This is a genomic window from Mesorhizobium sp. M0028 (assembly GCF_040323855.1).
In the GTDB taxonomy this organism is placed as follows: Bacteria; Pseudomonadota; Alphaproteobacteria; order Rhizobiales; family Rhizobiaceae; genus Mesorhizobium.
Map to the genome: position 1 here is coordinate 85,760 of NZ_JAMYVG010000006.1, position 16,171 is coordinate 101,930.

Sequence of the window (16,171 nt, forward strand, 5' to 3'; positions counted from 1 at the left end):
CTCCCATGAGATGTTATGAGGTGTCTTGATTATTTATGATGTTGACAGGCTTCGTATAGTGCCGTCAATATCCATCATAGGGGCCGTGGAGGAACAAGGCCCTGAGGGAGGAGTTCCAATGTCGAATTTGATCCGCGTGTCGCGGCGCCGTTTGCTGGCGTCCGGTGGAAAGGCGGCAGTCCTTGTTGCTGCCGCAGGTATCGCACCGAAATTCATTCGCCCAAGCCGTGCCTATGCGGCCGATGCCCTGGCGCCCGGCATGATCGGTGGCCCGACGGGCTTCGACGGCTCGGAGCGCTATCAATATGGCGCCGACACGCCCGAGGGCCGCGCCATTGAGGCGGCCAAGGCGATGAAGGGCGCCGGCAAGGCGCCGGCCAAGATCGTGCTTGGCCTGTCCGATGGTTCGATCGGCCAATTGACACAGCCGTTTCCGGCCGGTGCGCCGTCGATCAAGGATCTCTGGGAGAAGGAAACCGGTATTCCGCTCGAGATCGTCGGTGTGCCGAATGGCCAGGAATTCACCAAGACGATGCAGGACATCTCCACCAAGGGTGGGGCGTATGACATCTACGCGGTCGAATGGAACCGTCTTGGCGACCTCGCCGAAACCGGGGGCATCCTCAAGCTCGACGACTTCGTCGCGCAGTACAAGCCGGAATGGGACGATCCCGAGCGCGGCTATGTCAATGGCGCCAAGGGCGTCTCGCTGCTCAATCAGTATCGCGGCTCGACCTATGGCGTGTCGCTGGATGGCGACTTCCAGACCTGGGTCTACCGCACCGATCTGTTCGGCGACGCAGCCGAGAAGAAGGCCTTCTCCGACAAATACGACTATGAACTGGCGGCGCCGAAGACCTGGAAGCAGCATGACGAGATCGCAGCCTTCTTCCAGCGCCCGGACAAGGGCCTGTTCGGCTCGACCGATCTGCGCAACCAGGGCTGGGGCTATACCAATTGGTATCAGCGTTATGTCTCAATGGCTTCGCCCAATCAGTTCTTGTTCGACGATACCGGCAAGCCGCTGATCAATTCGGAGCAAGGTATTGCGGCGACCAGCGAGTACATCGCGTCGCTTGCGCACCATTCGCCGGATGCGATCTCCTGGGGCTGGCCGGAGCAGTACGGCAATTTCGCAAAGGGCGGTGCGGCCATGACCTGCGCCTTCTCCAATCTGCCGAAATTCCTCGATAATGCCGGCAACAAGGATTCAGCTGTCACCGGCAAGATCGGCTCGATGCTGCCGCCCGGCCGCGAGATCGACGGCAAGCTGGTCAGCCGTTCGGTGCTGTGGCTCAATCTGTCGGCGTCGGTGTCTTCGCAGGCCAAGAACCCGGAGGCCTGCTACCTGTTCCTGCAATGGCTGGGATCTAGTCGCATCTATGCGTGGATGACCGCCAACCCGGGCGGTTACTTCGATCCGTTCCGGCTGTCGGATTTCTCCGATCCGCTGGTCCGCCAGACCTATCATGCTTACCACATGGACGTGGTGCGCGAGACGGTCGCCCGCACCGTGCCCACCATCAACTATCCCGGCGCCACCGCCTTCCACAATGCGCTGGACGAGAACCTCGTCGCCGCGCTGACCAAGGCCAAGACAGCAGAGCAGGCGATGGCCGACACCGAGGCCGAGTGGAAGAAGATTGCCCGCCGCACCGGCGAGGAGAAGCTTCTCGAAGCCATCAAGACCAACAAGGAGGCCTGGCCCACCGTTCTCGATCCGATCGCCTGATCCTCCCGGATCTTACCAAAGAGGGGAGGAGTGATTGCTCTTCCCCTCGATAACGAAGGACCCAGCAAAGCCGCAAGATGAAGCGTTCAGTTCCTTTCGAGATATTCCGCTATGCCGCGATCTTTGCGGCAATGGCGGTGACGCTGGTGCCGATCCTGTGGATGATGTCGATGGCGTTCAAGCCGATCGCCGAATGGTCGGCGACCGGCGCCGACCTGACCTGGTGGCCGAAGAACCCGACACTCAGCAATTTCCGCTTCGTCTTCGGTGAATCGACCAACAATCTTATCGTCGCGCTCGACCGCACAGCTTTGAAGCCGATCCTGTCGTCGCTGCTGTCGGCCACGTTCGGCACGGCGATCGCCATGTCGGCGGGCACAGCGGCGGCCTACGGGCTGTCGCGCTTCAACTCGGGCCAGAACCTGCCGCTGGCGCTGATCCAGCTTCGCCTGTTTCCGCCGATGGCGGTCATGACCCCGGTGATGATCATGTGGGCCTTCCTCAACTTCACCGACAGCTGGTGGGGGCTGTCGCTGATCTACGGCATCGTCACGCTGCCTTTCGCCTTCTGGCTGATGAAGACCTTCTTCGACGACATGCCGCGCGAGATCGAGGAGGCGGCACTGGTCGAGGGCTGTTCGCGGTGGCGCGTCTTCACCCGCATCACGCTGCCGATGATGCGGGCGCCGCTGGCCAGTGCCGCGCTGTTCGTCTTCATCCTCAACTGGTCGGACTATCTGATTGCGCTGCTTCTGACGACGCGCGAATGGGTCACGGTCCCGGTCTACATGGCCTCGCTGTCCTCCTCGATGACCGGACAGCTCTACGGCGCCAAGGCAGCTCTCGGCCTGATCGCCGCGGTGCCGCCGGTGATCATGGGCATCGCCATCCAGCGTCATCTGGTGCGCGGGCTGACCTTCGGGGCGCTCAAGCAATGAGCTCGGTGACAGCCACGATTTCGGAGGGCGACATGCAAGCCTCCAAGGCGGCGTCGGTGTTGCCGGACGAGGGCGCGCGGCTCGGATTCCGGCTGACCCTGCCGGCGCAGATCCTGGTGCTGTTCATCGCCGTCTTCCCGCTGCTGATGCAGCTCTACATCAGCCTGACCGACTGGTCGCCGCTGTCGGGCACCGGCTGGTGGAATGCCTGGTCGATGTGGAACAGTTTCGCCAATTACACCGACCTTGCCGCGGACGCGCGCTTCTGGAGCGCGCTGAAGCGCACGGCCATCGTCATGATCGTCTGCGTGCCGGCGGAGTTCCTGCTCGGCCTCGCGCTGGCGACGCTGTTTGCCGACGAGTTTCCCGGCAAGCGGATCTTCTATTCGATCCTCTTGATGCCGATGATGGTGGTGCCGGCGGTGGCCGGCTACATGTTCTTCATGCTGTTTCAGTCGGGCGGCCCGGTCAACGACATCCTGTCGGCGATGTCAGGCTTTCCCGTCACCATCGCCTGGCTCTCGGATCCGACGCTGGCGCTGATCGCGGTGATGGTCGCCGACATCTGGCAGTGGACGCCGCTAATGTTCCTGATCCTGCTTGCCGGCCTGGTCGGCGTGCCGGAGGACCAGATCAAGGCGGCGACGCTGCTCGGCGCCAACCCCTGGCAGCGCTTCGTCACCATCGTGCTGCCGAAGATGAAGACGATCATCATCATTGCGCTGGCGATCCGGGTGATCGAGAACTTCAAAATATTCGACACCCTCTACATCATGACCGGCGGCGGTCCCGGGGTCGCTACCGAAACCATCTCCGTTTACATCTACAAGCTCACCACGCAGGACCTGATCTGGAGCTATGTGGCGGCAATCGCGCTGGCCATATTGATCGTGCTGTCCATCGCCGCTGTGTTTGCCATGAAACGCATGGCCCGGGTACGCGAGGTGGCGGCATGAGCACGATCCATCTGCAAAACCTTGTCAAGAAATTTGGCGACTTCACTGCGCTGCAGACGATGGATCTGGCCATTGCCGACGGCGAGTTCATGGCGCTGCTCGGGCCGTCCGGCTGCGGCAAGTCGACGACGATGAACATGATCGCCGGCATGGAAGAGCCGACCAGCGGCAAGATCCTGTTCGGCGAACGCGACATGGCCGGCGTGCCGATGGGGCGGCGCGGCGTCGGCTTCGTCTTCCAGAACTATGCGATCTTCACTCATATGAGCGTGCGGCAGAACCTCGCCTACGGCCCGAAAATGCGCGGCGCACCAAAGGCCGAGATCGACCGCCGCGTCGGCGCCATTGCCGAGATGCTGCAGCTGACGCCGCTGCTCGACCGCAAGGCCGACCGGCTTTCGGTCAACATATTGCAGCGGGTGGCGATTGGCCGTTCGGCGATCATGGAGCCGGCGATCTTCCTGCTCGACGAGCCACTGTCCAATGTCGACGCCGCCTTCCGGGCGGTGATGCGGACCGAATTAAAGCAACTGCAGCGGCAGTTCCGGCAGACCATGGTCTACGTCACCCACGATCAGCTCGAAGCGATGACCATGGCCGACCGCATCGCGGTGATGGACCACGGCGTGCTGCAGCAGGTCGGCACGCCACTGGAAGTCTACAACAACCCGGCCAACGTCTTCGTCGCCCGCTTCATCGGTGCGCCGGGCATGAACCTGCTCAAGGGCTGGTTGGCGGAAAGTGACCGTGGCCTGGTCGTCGATCTTGGCCCACTCGGGGCGACGCCGCCGCTGCCGGTCGAGATCGCCGATGCCGCCAGCCGGATGCGCGGCGAGGTGTTTTATGGCTTTCGACCGGAGCAGGTGACGCTGGCCGAAAGCGGCCGTGGCCTCTGCATGCCGGTGAGTTTCGTCGAGCGGATCGGCGCGCGCACCATCATCCATCTTGGCGAGGGAGAGACCGCGGTGAAGGCGGTGTTCGACAATGATGTCGGGCTGGCGATCGGGCAGACAGCCGTCGTCGCGCCTGCGGCGGAGGCGGTGCGCGTCTTCGACGCCGCTACCGGCCTTGCGTTGAGAGCAGGTTGAGATGGCCGATATCGTTTTCCGTAATGTGACAAAACGCTATGGCGGCACGCTGGCTGTCGACGATGCCTCGTTCGCGGTCAACGACAACGAGTTCTTCTGCTTCTTCGGGCCGCCGCTGTCGGGCAAGTCGACGATACTCCGTCTGGTGCTCGGGCTGGAAACCCCGGACACGGGCGAGATCCTGATTGGCGGCAAGCCGGTCAACACGGTGTCGCCGGCGGAGCGCAATGTCGCCATGGTGTTCCAGAATCTGGCGCTGTTCCCGCATATGAGCGCGCGCGACAACATCCGTTTTCCTTTGGTCGAGCGGAAGGTGGCAGAAGCCGAGATCGAAAAACGCGTCGCCGATGTCGCGGCCAAGCTGCATATCAGACATATCCTGCACAAACCGCCGGCGCAGCTTTCCGGCGGTGAGCGGCAGCGCGTCGCGATCGCCCGCGCGCTGGTGCGTGATCCGGCTGCCTATTTGATGGACGATCCGATCTCGGCGCTCGACGCCCGGCTGCGCGAGGAGACGCGCGTCGAGCTCAAGCGCATCCAGCGCGAGCTCGGCAAGACGCTGATCTATGTCACGCACGACCAGGAAGAGGCGATGTCGGTCGCCGACCGCATGGCCATACTGGAGAGCGGCAAGATCAGGCAGATCGGCGCGCCGGCCGAGATCTATGACCGGCCGGCCAGCACCTATGTGGCGCGGCTGCTCGGCTCGCCGATGATGAACATATTGAAGTCGGTGCACGGCGCGGAAGGCGTGGAGGCGGCCGAAGGCACGATCCGCATCGCGGACAAGGCGGCGCCGGCCGATGCCGTCGAGATCGGGCTCAGGCCGGAAGACATCAAGGTCAAGGCCTGGTCGGATGGAATCTCGGACGGGGGCGCGGGCCGCCCGGCGCGAGTGTTCGAGGTCGAGCCGCTCGGCGGCTACACCGTGGTGACGCTCGCCGCCGGGCAGGCGCGCCTGCGGGCGCTGTTGCGCGGCCAGCCGGACATCAGGCCGGACGCGATGGTGGCGATATCCTGCGAGCCGGGCAGGGTGCATTATTTCGGGCAAAGCGGGGAAGCGCTGGCAAGATGACGGCGGCTGCAAGAAACGAGCTTCGGGAGGAACATATGGCAAGCGAAGAAATAGCGGGCAACGGCTTCGAGCCGGACGTTAAAGTCCGCACCAGGGAATACAGGATCGGCTGCGTCGGCGCCGGTATGATCATGGCCGAATGTCACCTTGCCGCCTACAAGGAAGCCGGTTTTCCGGTGGTGGCGATCGCCTCGCGCACCAAGCCCAGCGCCGAGAAGGTCGCCAAGCGCTGGAATATCCCGACCGTCCATAACACGCCAGAACAACTCATCGAGGACAAGAACGTCGAGATCATCGATCTTGCCTTTCCGCCGGACCAGCAGCCGGCGCTGATCCGCCATGCGCTGAACCAAGCACATATCAAGGCGATCCTGGCGCAGAAGCCACTGGCGCTGTCGCTCGATGAAGCCGTCAAACTGCGCGACGAGGCGGCCAAGGCCGGCAAGATCCTCTCGGTCAACCAGAACATGCGTTACGACCAGTCGATGCGCGTCTTGAAGCAGATCATCGACAGCGGCGCGCTCGGCGACATCGTCTTCGCCCAGATCGACATGCATGCGATCCCGCACTGGCAGACCTTCCTCGAGGACTATGACCGGCTGACGCTCGCCAATATGAGCGTCCACCATCTCGACGTACTGCGCTTCCTGTTCGGCGATCCCCTGGAGATCACCACCCTGACCCGCAAGGATCCGCGCACCCGCTTTGATCATTCGGACGGCATCATCGTGTCGACGCTGCGGTTCCCGTCCGGCGTGTTCGCCGTATCGCTGGAGGATGTCTGGTCCGGTCCGCGCCAGGAGGGCTACCAGGACGACCAGCACATCAACTGGCGCGTCGACGGCACCAAGGGTGTCGCCAAAGGCACCATCGGCTGGCCGACGGGCGCTGCGTCGACGCTGACCTACGCCTCGACCGAGACCACCGATGGTCAATGGGTGACACCCAGCTGGGACACGATGTGGTTCCCGCATGCTTTCATCGGCGTCATGGAGCAGCTTCAGCACGCGGTTAAGACGGGCGAGCCGCCAGCGCTGTCCGTCGCGGACAATGTCAAGACCATGGCGCTGGTCGAAGCCGGCTACCGCTCGATCGACAAAGGCCGGACGGTCAACCTTTCCGAAATATCAACTGACTGAATCACTTACAGGGAGGAATTCACACCATGATGCAGGCAGGTATTTTCACGGGTTATTTCCCGTATGGCCTCAAGGAAACCGCGCAGAAGATCCGTGCGCTCGATTTCAACACCGTGCAGCTCGACCTGCATTTCAGGGATATCGACCTGTCGTCCGGGCAGATCACCAAGGACAAGGCCAAGACCGTCCGCGATACGTTCCGCGACCACAATCTGCCGATCTGCTGTGTGTCGGGCTACACCAACATCATCCATCCGGATATGGGCGAGCGCGAGAGGCGCGTCGGCTATTTGAAGGAGATCATCCGCAACGCGCGCCATTTCGGCACCCCTTACGTGATCTCGGAAACGGGTACCTACAACACCGAATCCGACTGGGTGCATCACCCGAAGAACAAGACCGAGGAAGGGTTCGAGGAATGCCGCAAGGTCATCGCCGACCTTGCCCAGACGGCCTATGACCACGGCGCGGCCTTCCTGCTCGAAACCTATGTCAACAATGTCGTCGGCTCGGTCGAGGAGACGGTGAGGATGTTCGCGCAGGTCGACCACCCAGGCCTCGGCCTGTTGATGGACCCGACCAACTATTTCGAAACCCACAATATCGACCGGATGGATCAGATCCTGAACCAGGTGTTCGACACGCTGACCGACAAGATCAAGATCGCCCACGCCAAGGACGTCAAGCGTTCCGGCGGCGACAAGTCGGAGAAGCACGCAGACATTGGCGACGAGGACGCGCTGGAGAGCCACACTTTCCGCGGCGTCGGTGAGATCGAGCTGCCGGCGCCCGGCCTCGGTTCGCTGAACTACGACCTTTATCTCAAGCGGCTGGCCGAAAAGCACCCGAACATCCCGGTCATCATCGAGCATCTTTCGGAAGACGACGTGCCGCGCGCCAAGAAATTCCTCGATGGGAAATTCCGCGCCAACGGACTGTGATGGCGCGGTTCGGCTACGAAACAAGGGAGGAAGAGAAATGTTGAAATTCGCGTTGAAAATCGCGGCTGCCGCGACGGTTCTAGCCGGTGCAACGCTGGGTACTCCGGCGGTGGCGCAGGACGCCCAGAAGACGTTCTACCTGTTGTCGCATGGCGGCCCGTCGGATGCCTTCTGGATCGACTGGAATGCCGGCGCGACCAAGGCCTGCGACCAGCTCAAGGTGACCTGCAAGATCTCGTTCAGCGGCGGCGACATGGCGGCGCAGAAGGAAGCCTTCAACTCGGCACTCGCCGCCAAGCCGGACGGCATCGCCACGACTTCGGCGCAGCCCGGCCTGTGGACCGAGGAGGTCAAGGCAGCGAAGGCGGCCGGCATCCCGATCGTGTTCTTCAACACCGACGATCCGGCAACCGGCCGGCAAGCCTATGTCGGCGCCGACCTTAGGGAAGCCGGTGTCATCTGGGCGAAATATCTGGTCGACCACAAAATGGTGAAGCAGGGCGACAAGGTGTTCCTGCCGGTCGAAGTGCCGGGTGCCAGCTACCAGCAGCTCGAGACCGAAGGCATTGCCAGCGTCTTCGATCCGCTCGGCATCAAATATGACGTGGTCGATTGCGGCACCGATCCGGCCGGCATCATCGCCAAGATGACGGACTACATGGTGGCCAACAATCCGCCGGCAATCATCGCGCTCGGCGATTCCGTCGCGGCCAGCGTCAAGCGGGTGTTCGATGGCGCCGGCGTGCCGGCCGGCAAGATTCCGGTCGTCGGCTGGGGCAATTCGAAGGAAACGGCCGAGTCCGTCAAGGCCGGTTTCGTCAACGCGGCTGCCTGGCAGTTCCCGTCGGCGCAGGGCTTCATGCCGGTGGCGCTGCTCGGGTTGGCCGCCGCCGGCGAACCGATCGGCTACGACATCCACACTTTCAGCCTCTACGACGCCTCGAGCGTCGAACCGATCCTGAAACTCTACAACAAGTGATTGGAACTGACGCTCGCCGCGCAGGCGGCGGGCCTCACCCTGGCGTATGGTTCGAGCTGTCATGACAATTGCCGCAGAAGAGGAAATGCCGCGTGCCAAACGCAGGTCGAGCCTGATCCGCTCGCCGCAGTTCTCGTCGCTCGTCATCCTGATCGTCCTGCTGGCGGTGTTCGCGATCGCCGATGCGAACTTCCTGTCGCCGCTCAACATCTCCAACATGATGGCGTTCCTGCCCGAGCTCGGCATCATCGCGCTCGGCATGACGCTGCTTCTGACGGCGGGCGAGTTCGACCTTTCGGTCGGTGCTGTGTTCGGACTGGCGCCGGTTGTCGTCATGCTGCTGGTGCAGAACGGCGGGGTGGATATTGGCGTGGCGCTGCTGGCCGGCCTGCTGCTCTGCATAGCGATCGGTGCGATCAATGGGCTGATCGTCACCAAGATCGGCATCTCCTCCTTCCTGGTGACGCTGTCGATGCTGCTCGTGGTGCGAGGCGCGGCCCTCTACATCACCCAAGGCTTTCCGCTGAAGTCCTGGGACCAGCCCGGGTTCTTCGTGACGCTGTTGGCCGGCAGCTTCAATATCGGAACGTTCCGTTTCTATACCTCGCTGTGGTGGTTCATCGGCCTGTCGCTACTGGCGATCTATGTGCTGCGCTACGCCAAGCTCGGCAACTGGATCAGCGCCATCGGCTCGAACCGTAACGCCGCCGTGGCGCGTGGTGTGCCGGCCGATGCGGTCAAGATCTGGCTGTTCGTCCTGACCTCGGTGCTGGCCGGTCTCGCCGGCATGATCAGCGCCTTCCGCATTTCTGCCGCCTCGCCGGTGGCAGGCACCGGCTACGAGCTCGAAGTGATCGCCATGGTGGTGGTCGGCGGCACGGCGCTGACCGGTGGGCGCGGCACCATTTTAGGTACCATCGTCGGCGCGCTGATGCTGCGCAGCATCCGCAACGGCATCGTGCTGATCGGCGTGCCTGGGCTCGCCTACAACATCTTCGTCGGCGTCATCATCCTTGCCATGCTCATTCTGCACGCTTTGCTGCAGAAGAACGCCGCCAGGAGCTGACCATGGAAGTGCTTCGGCTGCACAACCTGCAAAAGTCCTTCGGCAGCGTCCGCGCCCTGAAGAGCGCCTCCTTCACGCTCAACGAGGGCGAAGTTGTGGCCTTGCTCGGCGACAACGGCGCCGGCAAATCGACGTTGATCAAGGCGATCTCCGGGGTGTTTCCGGTCGACCGCGGCGACATCTATGTGCGCGGCCAGAAGGTCTCCATCCGCTCGACGCGCGATGCGATGGATCTCGGCATCGAGACCATCCACCAGGACACCTCGCTGGCACCGGACCTCAGCATCGCGCGCAATCTTTTCCTCGGCCGCGAGCCGGTCAACCTCAAATGGCTGGGTGTGTTCGCGCCGCTCGATCTCGCGCAATTGCGCGATGCCGCCTCGGCTCTTTTGAAGCGCGTCGGCATCTCGAAGAAGCTCGACGCCGATGCGCTGGTCAGCACGCTGTCGGGCGGCGAACGCCAGTCGATCGCCATCTCGCGCGCCATGCAGTTCGCCGCCAAGGTTATCATCCTCGACGAGCCGACCAACAATCTCGGCGTCGAGGAAACGCACGGCGTGCTGCGCTTCGTCAAGGAAGTGCGCGACGCCGGTCACTCGGTGCTTTTGATCACCCACAACATCCATCACGTCTTCCAGGTCGCCGACCGCATCATCGTCATGCGGCGCGGCGAGATCGTCGCCGAGCAGACGGTCGCCGACACCGACCTGCTGACCGTGGAAAGTATCATCACCGGCGCCGACATGTCGGCCCTGCTCAAGGAGACGAGAGCCAAGTGAAGGACGGGAGCAAAGTGAAGGAACTGGCCGTCACATGGTAGAGCTTTACGGCAAGACGCTGTCGCGCCGGCAGGTCTCGGAACGCTCGGGCATGCTGTCGCAGTTCGCCGGCGTGCGACTGATGACGCTTGGCGACGGCGTCGAGCGCGGCATCCGCATGCTCGAATTCCGCACCGGCTCGGGCCTGCGCTTCACCGCGCTGGTCGACCGGGCGCTCGATATCGCCGATTGCGACTTCAAGGGCCAGGCGATCGGCTGGCATTCGCCGAGCGGCTTTCGCAATCCCGGCCTGCACGAGTATGAAGGCGAGGACGGGCTGGCCTGGGCGCGGTCGTTTTCCGGCCTTCTACTGACCTGCGGCCTCGACCATATATTGTTCATGAACGAGGTACCCGCCGACACCTACAACTATCCGCCGAAGAAGACGGTGCGCCATTCGCTGCATGGCCGCATCAGCACCATCCCGGCGCGGCTGAGTGGCTACGGCGAGACCTGGGACGGCGACCGCTGCGTGTTGTGGGCCGAAGGCATCGTCCAGCAATCGACTGTATTCGGCGAGGATCTGCATCTATTGCGGCGGATCGAGGCCGATGTCGGCGGCAACGAGATCCGGCTTTCGGACCGTGTCGTCAATCACGGTTTCAACCGAACACCGCATATGTTTTTCTACCACATCAATGTCAGCCATCCGGTGCTTGACGAGGGCGCGCGCTATCTGGCGCCGATAAGGGATGTCGTTTGGGCCGGGCATGCCGGCGAGCGTTATGAGGCGCAAAAGGTCGGCTATCGCACGGTCCCGGCGCCGCAGCCGCGTTTCAGCGAACAGGTCTGGCAGCACGAGCTCGGCGCTGGCAGCACCGGCGAAGTCCCGGTGGCGGTGGTCAACGATAGGCTCGGCCTCGGGTTCGAGGTGGTCACGCGCAAGGACCAATTGCCCTGCACCTACCAATGGCAGAATTTCCAGGCTGGACAGTACGCGCTTGGCATCGAGCCGTCGACGCATCATGTGCTGGGAAATCTGGCGGCGCGCGAACGCGGCGAGATGATCTGGCTGGAGCACGGCGAGAGCCGCTCGTACGATGCGGTGTTCCGGGTTCTCGACGGCGCCGGCGAGATCGCCGCCGCCGAGAGCCGGATCGCGGCAATCGCCAGGCAGCCGCAGCAGGATTATCCCCAGCCGTCGGGCCGTTTTCCTGTTCTTGGAGGCAGGTCGTGATAATGGCTAGGACGATACGAGACACCAGTTGGGAGGCTGGTCCCGGCCGGAGCGGGGAGGGTTCGCGGCCGAGCTGGAATTGGAGGTCACAATGGCTGGCACGGTAAAGCGCGATTACAGCCTGGTCGGCGAAAGCACGCGCAGGGCGATCGAGACGGGACTGGCCTCGGCGGAGTGGTACCACACCGATGTCCCCCGCAAGGCGATCAAGGAGTTGATGCAGCGCTCAGACGGCCCGGCGATCCGCGACACGATCATCTGGATCATCGCCATCCTCGGCTCCGCCGCCGGCGCCATCTATTTCTGGGGCACCTGGTGGTGCGTGCCGTTCTTCTTCGTCTACGGCGTGCTCTACGGCTCCTCCAGCGACTCGCGTTGGCACGAATGCGGCCACGGCACGGCTTTCCGCACGCGCTGGATGAACGATGTCGTCTACCAGATCGCCAGCTTCATGCTGATGCGCAATCCGGTGACCTGGCGCTGGAGCCATGCCCGGCACCATACGGACACGATCATCGTCGGCCGCGACGCCGAGATCGCCGTGATGCGCCCGCCGGACCTGCTGCGTGCCGCGCTGGCTTTCACCGGCATCCTCGATTTTCGCTATTCGCTTCCGGCGCTGGTACGCCAGGCGTTCGGCAAGCTGACGCCCGACGAGAAAAGCTACGTTCCCGAGATGGAACAGCACAAGGCCGTCATCGCGGCGCGCTGGCATATCGCGATCTACATCGCGACGATCGCGCTCGCCGTGTTCATGCGGTCGTGGATACCGGTGGTGCTCATCGGCGTGCCGCGCCTCTACGGCACCTGGCACATGGTGCTGACCGGCCTGCTGCAGCATATCGGTCTGGCCGACAACGTCGTCGACCACCGGCTCAACACCAGGACCGTCTACATGAATCCGATCAGCCGGTTCATCTACTGGAACATGAACTACCACGTCGAGCATCACATGTTCCCGATGGTACCGTATCACGCGCTGCCCAGGCTGCATGAACTGATCAAGCACGATCTGCCCGAGGCGAACCCGTCGATATGGCATGCCTATCGCGAGGTCTGGCCGGTCCTGCTCAGGCAGCTCAAATACGAGGATTATTTCCTTAAGCGCGAACTGCCGCCAACGGCACGGCCCTATCGTGGCGAGTTCCACGAAGTGAACATGTCGGCAGCGGCTGAGTAGGCACTGCACGAGCGCAACGCAGAAATTTCAGGAGAAGCAGAGATGGCCGATTGGGTCGAAGCGTGCGCCGTGGACGATGTCGAAGAGGAAGATGTCATCCGCTTCGACCATGGCGGCCGCACCTTCGCGATCTACCGTTCGCCGGACGATGAATTCTTCGCCACCGACGGGTTTTGTACGCATGAACAGGCTCATCTGGCCGACGGGCTTGTCATGGACGACATCATCGAATGCCCCAAGCACAATGGCCGCTTCAATTACAAGACCGGCCAGGCGAAGGGCGCTCCCGTTTGCGTCAATCTCGCGACCTATCCAGTCAAGGTCGAAGCTGGCAAGGTGATGATCCAGATCGCCTGACCGGCCTTCTGTCACGTAGCAAAGGGGACCAAAATCCATGAGCCGGAAAAGACCGACCGTCGCCGACCTGCGCGCCATGAAGGGCAAGCGGCAGCTGACGATGCTGCGCGTGCTGACGATGGACGAGGCCGAGGCCGCCGAACGCGCCGGCGTCGATATCGTCTCGGTGCCGCCGGAGCTGGTGCTCAATCCGCAATATCGCGATGCGGCACCCAGCCTGTTCACCATGCCGGGCGAGAATTTCTTCGAGATCGGCACCGCCGATGATTTCGTCCGCTGGGCGTTCCGGCTCTACAAGGCCAGCGCCGATGCGGTCTATTGCAGCGCCGGCTACGCCACCATCAAACGGATGGCCGACGATGCAATTCCGGTGATCGGGCATGTCGGCCTCATCCCGTCACGCGCCACCTGGACCGGCGGCTTCAAGGCCGTCGGCAAGACCGCCGATACCGCCATGCAGGTGTTCGAGGCGGTGAAGCAACTGGAGGCCGCCGGCGCGATCGGCGCCGAGATCGAGGTGGTGCCAGTCGAGGTGGCCAAGGCGATTTCGGAACGCACATCGCTGATCATGTTGTCTATGGGGGCGGGCACCGGCTGCGATGCGCAATACCTGTTCGCAGACGATATCCTCGGCCAGAACCGTGGCCACATGCCGCGCCATTCCAAGGTCTATCGCAATTTCGCCGCCGAATACGATCGGCTGCAGGCCGAACGCATCGCTGCCTTTTCCGAATATGTCGCCGATGTGAACAGCCTGGCGTATCCCGAAGACAGGCACGTCGTGCACATGGACCCGGACCAGCTCAGCCTGTTCCTGGAGAAGATCGAAGCCGCATGAGACACGCCGGCAGTGGCGCGAAGCGCCATCGCGGATCGTAAAACGCCGGTTCGGCGGCAGGGCCAGGTCATCGCATAGCCGGGCTGCGATGCCACACGAAAGTTTGTTGGTCCATGTCTGGACGGCACCGGCCAAATGCTGTTGAAACCGGTGCGTCATCGGTTTGCCGGACATTTGTGCGGCTGCCGATGGGGCGGGAGAAGATTCCCCTTCGGACAGTTCTACGCATGACCGCCATTCCCGAAGACAAAGCCTTACCCGAAACCGCGCCGGCGGCGCGGCAAGCCCGGCGGGTGGCGCTGATCGTCGCCGTCGCCTTCTTCATGCAGCTTCTGGATTCGACCATCATCTCGACCTCGCTGCCGCAGATGGGAGAATCCTTCGGCGTGCCGGCGGTGGCGATGAGCATCGGCATAACCGTCTATATGCTGACCATGGCGGTGTTCGTGCCACTGTCCGGCTGGCTCGCGGACCGTTTCGGCGCGCGCAACATCTTCCTCATGGCGATTGCCCTGTTCACGCTGGCCTCGCTCGCCTGCGGCGTCTCGCAGAACCTGGCTGAATTCGTCGCCGCACGTGCCGTGCAGGGCCTGGGCAGCGCGCTGATGACGCCGGTCGGCCGCATCCTGGTGCTGCGCAATGCGCCGAAATCCGAGCTTCTCAACGCTACGGCGCTGATCACCTGGCCGGCGCTGTTCGCGCCGGTGGTCGGGCCGGTGCTTGGCGGCTTCATCACCACCTATGTCTCCTGGCACTGGAATTTCTTCATCAACATTCCCCTTGGGGTTGCCGGTTTGGCGCTGGTCGCCCGCTTCATTCCCGGCGACCGCGAAGCTGGGGCCAAGCCGCTCGACTGGCCGGGCTTCCTGCTGACCTCGGTAGGGCTCGCCGCGATGCTCTATGGCCTCGAGCGCATCGCGCATCCGCGAGGGGGGGTGTTGCCGACCGTGGCACTGCTCGGTACGGGCATTTTGGTCGGCTGGCTGGCGGTGCGGCATCTGCGACGCGCCAACCATCCGCTGCTCGATCTCACAGCCTTCAAGGTGCAGACCTTTGCCATCTCGACGCTTTCGGCCGGCACGATTTTCCGGATCGCCATCAACGCCACGCCATTCCTGCTGCCGCTTTTGTTCCAGGTCGGCTTCGGTCTGAGCCCGGTCGATGCTGGCATGATGATCCTGGCCTATTTCCTCGGCAATCTCGGCATGAAGACGGTGACGACGCCGACGCTGAGGCGGTTCGGCTTCCGTTCGGTGCTGATCGTCAACGGGGTGATCGCCTCTTTGTCGATCATGGCCTGCGCGGCGCTTTCGCCGCAGACGCCGCAAGCGTTGGTGGTGGTGCTGATGCTGATCGCCGGACTGTCGCGTTCGATGCAGTTCACAGCGCTCAACACGCTGGCTTTCGCCGATGTGGCCTCACCGCAGCGCAGCTCGGCGGCGACGTTGTCCAGCATGCTGCAGCAGGTGGCGATGCTGTTCGGCGTAGCGGTCGCGGCGGCACTGCTCAACCTGTCGCAGATCGCCAGAGGCGCGGCGGCGCTCGATCTCGTCGACTTCCGACTGGCCTTCCTGGTGATCGGCGCAATCGGGCTCGTCGCCTCGTTCCGCTTCCTGGCGCTGCCGAGGGCTGCCGGCGCCGAGGTCTCGGGCCATGTTTTGCGGATTTGATGCAGGAACTGCGCGGCGAGCGCGGACATGAATTCTGCCTGCTCCGCTCGTCCGGGAGCAAACCTTTACCAGCGGTTCGATCGGCACGATCAATTGCAAAAGTGCTTGAGTTCCGGGCATTGCGCCAGCCTCGCCAATCGGTGCGTCCAACCGCGGAATTTCCTCGCAAGCCGGCCTGCAATGCGGATTCATTTGACGAATTGGTCTTGAGCCGATT

At 63.0% G+C, this 16,171-nt stretch carries 15 protein-coding genes; all 15 read left to right on the plus strand.

Going from position 1 to position 16,171, the window contains the following annotated elements:
* Positions 1 to 118: 118 nt before the first annotated feature.
* Positions 119 to 1,732: an extracellular solute-binding protein gene (locus tag NKJ93_RS14415; RefSeq protein ID WP_352481602.1), complete on the plus strand. Its 1,614-nt coding sequence runs from the start codon at positions 119 to 121 to the stop codon at positions 1,730 to 1,732.
* 77 nt (positions 1,733 to 1,809) lie between these two features.
* Positions 1,810 to 2,670: a carbohydrate ABC transporter permease gene (locus NKJ93_RS14420; RefSeq protein WP_023721285.1), complete on the plus strand. Its 861-nt coding sequence runs from the start codon at positions 1,810 to 1,812 to the stop codon at positions 2,668 to 2,670.
* Positions 2,667 to 3,626, plus strand: coding sequence for a carbohydrate ABC transporter permease (locus NKJ93_RS14425; RefSeq protein ID WP_352481600.1), 960 nt, complete (start codon positions 2,667 to 2,669; stop codon positions 3,624 to 3,626). The genes NKJ93_RS14420 and NKJ93_RS14425 overlap by 4 nt, the downstream gene beginning before the upstream one ends.
* A complete protein-coding gene (locus NKJ93_RS14430; RefSeq protein WP_352481599.1) occupies positions 3,623 to 4,714 on the plus strand; it encodes an ABC transporter ATP-binding protein in 1,092 nt (363 codons plus the stop codon). Before NKJ93_RS14425 ends, NKJ93_RS14430 begins: the two co-directional genes overlap by 4 nt.
* A 1-nt stretch (position 4,715) precedes the next feature.
* A complete protein-coding gene (locus tag NKJ93_RS14435; protein WP_352481598.1) occupies positions 4,716 to 5,789 on the plus strand; it encodes an ABC transporter ATP-binding protein in 1,074 nt (357 codons plus the stop codon).
* Positions 5,790 to 5,824: 35 nt separating this feature from the next.
* Positions 5,825 to 6,928 carry a Gfo/Idh/MocA family protein gene (locus NKJ93_RS14440; RefSeq protein WP_352589788.1) on the plus strand — a complete coding sequence of 368 codons (1,104 nt, stop codon included), beginning with the start codon at positions 5,825 to 5,827 and terminating at the stop codon, positions 6,926 to 6,928.
* A 26-nt stretch (positions 6,929 to 6,954) separates the two neighbouring features.
* On the plus strand, positions 6,955 to 7,869 hold the full coding sequence (locus NKJ93_RS14445; RefSeq protein WP_352589791.1) for a sugar phosphate isomerase/epimerase family protein: 915 nt from the start codon (positions 6,955 to 6,957) through the stop codon (positions 7,867 to 7,869).
* 37 nt (positions 7,870 to 7,906) lie between these two features.
* Positions 7,907 to 8,848 carry a sugar ABC transporter substrate-binding protein gene (locus tag NKJ93_RS14450; protein ID WP_352481596.1) on the plus strand — a complete coding sequence of 314 codons (942 nt, stop codon included), beginning with the start codon at positions 7,907 to 7,909 and terminating at the stop codon, positions 8,846 to 8,848.
* 61 nt (positions 8,849 to 8,909) lie between these two features.
* Positions 8,910 to 9,914, plus strand: a complete 1,005-nt coding sequence (locus NKJ93_RS14455) for an ABC transporter permease (protein WP_352589794.1) — start codon at positions 8,910 to 8,912, stop codon at positions 9,912 to 9,914.
* Positions 9,911 to 10,693 carry an ATP-binding cassette domain-containing protein gene (locus tag NKJ93_RS14460; RefSeq protein WP_352481708.1) on the plus strand — a complete coding sequence of 261 codons (783 nt, stop codon included), beginning with the start codon at positions 9,911 to 9,913 and terminating at the stop codon, positions 10,691 to 10,693. Before NKJ93_RS14455 ends, NKJ93_RS14460 begins: the two co-directional genes overlap by 4 nt.
* Before the next feature lie 34 nt (positions 10,694 to 10,727).
* Entirely contained in the window at positions 10,728 to 11,909 is a 1,182-nt protein-coding gene (locus NKJ93_RS14465; protein ID WP_023721276.1) for an aldose 1-epimerase family protein, read from the plus strand.
* A gap of 91 nt (positions 11,910 to 12,000) precedes the next feature.
* On the plus strand, positions 12,001 to 13,089 hold the full coding sequence (locus NKJ93_RS14470; RefSeq protein WP_023721275.1) for a fatty acid desaturase family protein: 1,089 nt from the start codon (positions 12,001 to 12,003) through the stop codon (positions 13,087 to 13,089).
* Between the two features lie 42 nt (positions 13,090 to 13,131).
* On the plus strand, positions 13,132 to 13,446 hold the full coding sequence (locus tag NKJ93_RS14475; protein ID WP_352481591.1) for a MocE family 2Fe-2S type ferredoxin: 315 nt from the start codon (positions 13,132 to 13,134) through the stop codon (positions 13,444 to 13,446).
* A 37-nt stretch (positions 13,447 to 13,483) separates the two neighbouring features.
* A complete protein-coding gene (locus NKJ93_RS14480; protein ID WP_023675787.1) occupies positions 13,484 to 14,284 on the plus strand; it encodes a 3-methyl-2-oxobutanoate hydroxymethyltransferase in 801 nt (266 codons plus the stop codon).
* 227 nt (positions 14,285 to 14,511) lie between these two features.
* Positions 14,512 to 15,954 carry a DHA2 family efflux MFS transporter permease subunit gene (locus NKJ93_RS14485; protein WP_352589797.1) on the plus strand — a complete coding sequence of 481 codons (1,443 nt, stop codon included), beginning with the start codon at positions 14,512 to 14,514 and terminating at the stop codon, positions 15,952 to 15,954.
* Positions 15,955 to 16,171 lie beyond the last annotated feature (217 nt).

Excerpts from the sequence above, each read along its gene's own strand:
- NKJ93_RS14465 (WP_023721276.1), top strand. The coding sequence starts at position 10,728 with ATGGTAGAGCTTTACGGCAAGACGCTGTCGCGCCGGCAGGTCTCGGAA.
- NKJ93_RS14470 (WP_023721275.1), top strand. The coding sequence starts at position 12,001 with ATGGCTGGCACGGTAAAGCGCGATTACAGCCTGGTCGGCGAAAGCACG.
- NKJ93_RS14420 (WP_023721285.1), top strand. The coding sequence starts at position 1,810 with ATGAAGCGTTCAGTTCCTTTCGAGATATTCCGCTATGCCGCGATCTTT.
- NKJ93_RS14445 (WP_352589791.1), top strand. The coding sequence starts at position 6,955 with ATGATGCAGGCAGGTATTTTCACGGGTTATTTCCCGTATGGCCTCAAG.
- NKJ93_RS14425 (WP_352481600.1), top strand. The coding sequence starts at position 2,667 with ATGAGCTCGGTGACAGCCACGATTTCGGAGGGCGACATGCAAGCCTCC.
- NKJ93_RS14450 (WP_352481596.1), top strand. The coding sequence starts at position 7,907 with ATGTTGAAATTCGCGTTGAAAATCGCGGCTGCCGCGACGGTTCTAGCC.
- NKJ93_RS14430 (WP_352481599.1), top strand. The coding sequence starts at position 3,623 with ATGAGCACGATCCATCTGCAAAACCTTGTCAAGAAATTTGGCGACTTC.
- NKJ93_RS14455 (WP_352589794.1), top strand. The coding sequence starts at position 8,910 with ATGACAATTGCCGCAGAAGAGGAAATGCCGCGTGCCAAACGCAGGTCG.
- NKJ93_RS14415 (WP_352481602.1), top strand. The coding sequence starts at position 119 with ATGTCGAATTTGATCCGCGTGTCGCGGCGCCGTTTGCTGGCGTCCGGT.
- NKJ93_RS14480 (WP_023675787.1), top strand. The coding sequence starts at position 13,484 with ATGAGCCGGAAAAGACCGACCGTCGCCGACCTGCGCGCCATGAAGGGC.
- NKJ93_RS14475 (WP_352481591.1), top strand. The coding sequence starts at position 13,132 with ATGGCCGATTGGGTCGAAGCGTGCGCCGTGGACGATGTCGAAGAGGAA.
- NKJ93_RS14440 (WP_352589788.1), top strand. The coding sequence starts at position 5,825 with ATGGCAAGCGAAGAAATAGCGGGCAACGGCTTCGAGCCGGACGTTAAA.
- NKJ93_RS14485 (WP_352589797.1), top strand. The coding sequence starts at position 14,512 with ATGACCGCCATTCCCGAAGACAAAGCCTTACCCGAAACCGCGCCGGCG.
- NKJ93_RS14435 (WP_352481598.1), top strand. The coding sequence starts at position 4,716 with ATGGCCGATATCGTTTTCCGTAATGTGACAAAACGCTATGGCGGCACG.